2 protein-coding genes are annotated in these 3,545 nt (G+C 58.8%); both read left to right on the top strand.

The genetic code is table 11. The annotated features are described in order from the left end of the window. On the top strand, positions 1–2,534 hold a 2,534-nt coding region (locus AC3G2T_RS38575), incomplete at its 5' end, for a condensation domain-containing protein (protein WP_488438799.1). Between the two features lie 95 nt (positions 2,535–2,629). Next, a partial coding sequence (locus AC3G2T_RS38570; protein WP_488438798.1) for a condensation domain-containing protein occupies positions 2,630–3,545 on the top strand: 916 nt, incomplete at its 3' end.

The following is a 3,545-nucleotide window of genomic DNA, read 5'->3' as shown; positions in this document are numbered from 1 at the left end:
TGTCGGTGTGGGAGCTGTTCTGGTGGGCGATGGTCGGCTCCAGCATGTGCTTGCTGTCCGTCGGGGGCGAGAAGAGCCCCGAGCGGATTTTGGAAACGATCGAGCGCAGCGGCGTGACGACGATGCATTTCGTGCCTGCGATGCTGCACGCGTTCCTCGATTACGCGGAGCAGCAGCCGGGAGCGAAGCTGGCCGGACAGCTGGGCACGCTGCGCCAGGTGTTCGCCAGCGGCGAAGCATTGCCGCCGCAGCATGTGGCCCGGTTCCAGCAGGCGGTAGCGTGGGTGAACCGCGCGCGGCTGATCAACCTGTACGGCCCGACGGAAGCAACGGTGGACGTGTCGTACTTCGACTGCGAGCCGGATGTCCGTTATCCGGTCATCCCGATCGGGAAGCCGATCCACAATACGCGGCTGTACATCGTGAAAGAAGGCACGCTGCAATTGCAGCCTGTCGGCGTGGCCGGGGAGCTGTGCATCGGCGGCGTCGGCGTGGCGCGGGGGTACCTGAACCGTCCGGAGCTGACGGCGGAGAAGTTCGTGGCCGATCCGTTCGCGGACGGGGGGCGGATGTACCGGACCGGGGACTTGGCGCGCTGGCTGCCGGACGGCAACATCGAATACCTGGGCCGGATCGACCACCAGGTAAAAATCCGCGGCTACCGGATCGAGCTGGGCGAGGTGGAGTCGCAGCTGCTGAACGTGGAGCACGTGAATGAAGCGGTCGTCGTCGCCCGTGCGGACGAGAGCGGCCAGAAGCTGCTGTGCGCGTACTACGTGGCGGAGACGGAGCTGCCGGCCAGCGAGCTGCGCAGCAGGCTGGCGGAGACGCTGCCGGCCTACATGGTGCCGACTTATTTGATCCAGTTGGAGCGGATGCCGCTCAGCCCGAACGGCAAAATCGACCGCAAGGCGCTGCCTGCTCCGGAAGCGAGCGTACGGTCGGAGTCGGATTACGCGGCACCGCGCACGCAGACGGAAATAAAGCTCGCGCACATTTGGCGGGAAGTTTTGGGCCTTGAACGCGTCGGCGTGAAAGACAACTTCTTTGAGATCGGCGGCCATTCCTTGCGGGCGACGACGATGATGGCCCGCGCGCAAAAAGAACTCGGGGCGCATGTGCCTTTGCGTGGCGTATTCGAACGCCCGACGATTGAGCAACTGGCCGTTCTGTTTGAAGAAGCGGCACCGGCTGTTCAAGCGGCTATCGTCCCTGCGGACATCAGCGAGTATTATCCGCTGACGTCGGCCCAGAAGCGCCTGTACATTTTAAGCCAACTGGATGGCGCCGACATCAGCTACAATATGCCGAATGTCCTTACGGTTGAAGGCCCGCTTGACAAGCAGCGGGTGGAAGAGGCGTTCCGCCGGTTAATCCGCCGTCATGAGTCGCTGCGCACCGGGTTTGAAATGGTGAACGGGGAGCCGATGCAGCGCATTTACGATGAGGTGGATTTTGCGGTGGAGGTTGTCCGGGCAAGCGAAGAGGAAGCCGAATCCATCATGCATCACTTCGTCCGCGCCTTCGATCTGAGCAAGCCGCCGCTTATGCGCGTAGAGCTGATTGAACTGGAAGCGAACCGTCACATCCTGCAGTTCGATATGCATCACATCGTTTCGGACGGAGCGTCGATGGGCATTTTGACGCAAGAATTCGTGAAATTGTACGGCGGCGAGGAACTGCCCGAGCTGCGCATCCAATATAAGGACTATGCGGTCTGGCAGCACAAAACGGAAGGACAGCAGCACGAACAGCTCGCTTTCTACTGGCTAGAAGCACTGTCCGGCGAGCTGCCCGAGCTGGATCTTCCGACCGATTATCCGCGTCCGGCGGTACGCAGCTTCGAAGGCGACCGCGTCGACTTTGAACTGGATGCGGAGCTGTCCAAAGCGTTGAATCAGTTGGCCGAAGCGAGCGGCGCCACCTTGTTCATGGTTTTGCTTGCGGTTTACAACGTTCTGCTGGCTTACTACAGCGGTCAGGAGGACGTGATCGTCGGCACGCCGGTCGCAGGAAGGCCGCTGCCCGAGCTGGAGCCGGTGATCGGGATGTTCGTTAATACACTGGCGATCAGGAACTATCCGGCGGAACACAAAACGTTTGCAGACTTCTTGCAGGAAGTCAAGGACCAGGCGCTAAACGCGTACGAGCACCAGCAGTATCCGTTTGAGGAGCTCGTAGAGCAGCTGGGCGCGAGCAGGAATGCCGGCCGCAATCCGCTGTTCGATACGATGCTGGTCATGCAGAACAACGAGCAGCAGGAATTGGACGTCGCATCGCTCCGCTTTGCTTCGCAGCAAATGGATTACAACATTGCGAAGTTCGACTTGACGCTATACGTGATGGAGGAAGCGGACAACATCGTCTGCAGTCTGGAATTTTGCACGAAGCTGTTCAGGGCGGCGACAGCCGGGAAATTTGCCGGCGACTTTACCGCGATGCTGAACATCGTCACGCAAACGCCGCATATCCGTTTAGGCGACATTGAGCTGACAGACGGCCCGAGCATGGAGCCGGTTGAGTACTCTTTTTAACAGCTGCCGGTTATGAGCAGCCCATTGCAGAGTGCGTGCGTGGAGGCATGCACTCTGCAACATCCTTTTTGAAATGAACCGGGGGGATTCTTTTGATGAAAAAGCAACGGGCATTTTGGACGAACAGATTTGCCGCCGAAGATACGATCTCCATGGTTCCTTACAGCGCGGCGACCAGCAGCAGAGACTTGAAGCGCCAAGCCCAATCAACCGGCATTGTGCCTTGCGCGCTGCCTGCCCGAATGACCGAAAGGCTGAGCGCGATTGCCGGCGGTTCTACGATCGCATTATCCAACCTGCTGCTTGCGGGCGTAAGTTGTCTGCTTTACAAATATACGAATGAAGCGAATGTCATTCTTGCTATGCCTCCGGTCAAAACGTCCGATGCGCCGCTTTTGAACGATTTCATTTTGCTGAAAGCCGAAGTGAACGGGCAGGAGTCGTATAAATCGCTATTGTCCCAACTGAGCGCGACGGTCAGCGAATCGATCGCCCATCAAAATATGACGCTGCAAAAAATGGCCGGCGATTTGAATATGCAATACGAGCCCGGCGGAGCTCCGATTATTCATACGATGTTTTCTTTCCGCCATTTACATACGTTTTACGAACCGGGATCGGTCGTTTCCGATCTTGAGTTTGCGTTTGGCATGGACGAAGCCGGCGTGCAGTTGAACCTGATCTACAACGAAGGTCTTTACGGGCGGGAAGCTGTCGAGCAGTTGGCCGTTCATATTCAGCAATTGCTCACCGGAGCGCTGGCGAATCCGGGTGCTCCTATCGATGAAATCGAAATTATGACGGCCCGGGAGCGGGAGCAAATTTTGCTGGAGTTTAACGACACGGCGGCGGTGTATCCGAGCTTTGCGACGATTCACGCGCTATTCGAAGAGCACGCTGCGCGCACGCCGGATAAGCCGGCGGTGCGTTTCGAAGACGCCGTGATGACTTACGGCGAGCTGGACGAGCGGGCGAACCGGTTGGCCCGCACGCTGCGCGCCGCAGGCGTTG

This window comes from Paenibacillus sp. sgz302191 (genome assembly GCF_057749925.1).
Note: the sequence above shows the minus strand (reverse complement) of the source record. Positions and strands in the feature narration are given on the sequence as shown.